Annotated in this window: 1 protein-coding gene; it reads right to left on the reverse strand. The window is 69.3% G+C overall.

Features of this window, described 5'->3' with window-relative positions; genetic code table 11:
• Window positions 1–34: 34 nt before the first annotated feature.
• Window positions 35–952: a DNA-methyltransferase gene (locus tag AC5RUJ_RS16915; protein WP_494129123.1), complete on the reverse strand. Its 918-nt coding sequence runs from the start codon at window positions 950–952 to the stop codon at window positions 35–37.
• Window positions 953–1,117 lie beyond the last annotated feature (165 nt).

The raw sequence follows: 1,117 nt of genomic DNA on the forward strand, positions 1-1,117 counted from the left end.
AACCGGTCCGCGCCCCGCCGTTCTTTGCCGCCGGTTAGCTTTCACCGGCGCCGACCGTCGCCTCGGCGCCCACGGCGGCCTCTGCTCCGGCGGCCTCAACCACTGCCGCGTGGCGGCCCAGCCGTTTGCGCATGACGTTGATGGCCTGCGGGTTCTGGTCCACGCAGACGAACCGCCGGTCCATGCCGGCGGCCACGGCGCCGAGGGTCCCGGATCCGGCAAAGAAGTCGAGCACCCAGTCGCCGGGCCGGCTGCTCGCGGCAACCATCCGGCGCAGCAGCCCTTCGGGCTTCTGGGTGGGGTAGCCGGTCTTCTCCCGGCCGGTGGGGGAGACGATGGTGTGCCACCAGACATCGGTCGGGAGCTTGCCGCGGGCGGCCTTCTCCGCGGTCACCAGGCCCGGAGCCATGTACGGCTCGCGGTCCACTTCCGCGTTGTCGAAGTGGTACGCCTTCGGGTTTTTCACGTAGACCAGGATGTTGTCGTGCTTGGCGGGCCAGCGGTTGCGCGCACGGGCGCCGTAATCGTAGGCCCAGATGATCTCGTTCAGGAAGCTCTCGCGGCCGAAGAGCATATCCAGCAGCACCTTGGCATAGTGCACTTCGCGGTAATCCAGGTGCAGGTACAGCGTGCCGTCGTCGGCCAGCAGCCGCCACGCCTCGGAGAGGCGGGGCTCCAGGAAGGACCAGTAGTCGTCGAACGCGTCGTCATAGCTGGCGAGCGTGCCCTTGACCGTCTGGTACGACTTGCCCTTGAACCCGATGCGGTCGCCTTCGCCATCGGCGCTGCGCACCATGGAGGTCTGCTGCCGGACCTGGGCCCGGCCGGTGTTGAACGGCGGGTCCAGGTAGATCATGGTGAAAGCGCCGTCGGGCAGCGTGGGCAGGAAGTCGGCGTTGTCCGCCCGGACTACCAGCGAGCTGCCGTCGGGCGTCCACCGGATACCGGCCACTATTCCCCGCTGGCGCCGTCGGTGACCTGCTGGGCGGTCCCGTTGACGACCTCGCCGTTGCGGCGACGGGTGCGTGAACGCTTCCGGCGCGGCTTGTCGGCCGAGGCAACGGTTGTGTTCTCGGTGGCCGCCTCCTCGGTGCCGCGGCGCTGCCGCGGGTTGCCC

Source organism: Arthrobacter sp. Y3223164 (assembly GCF_059091005.1).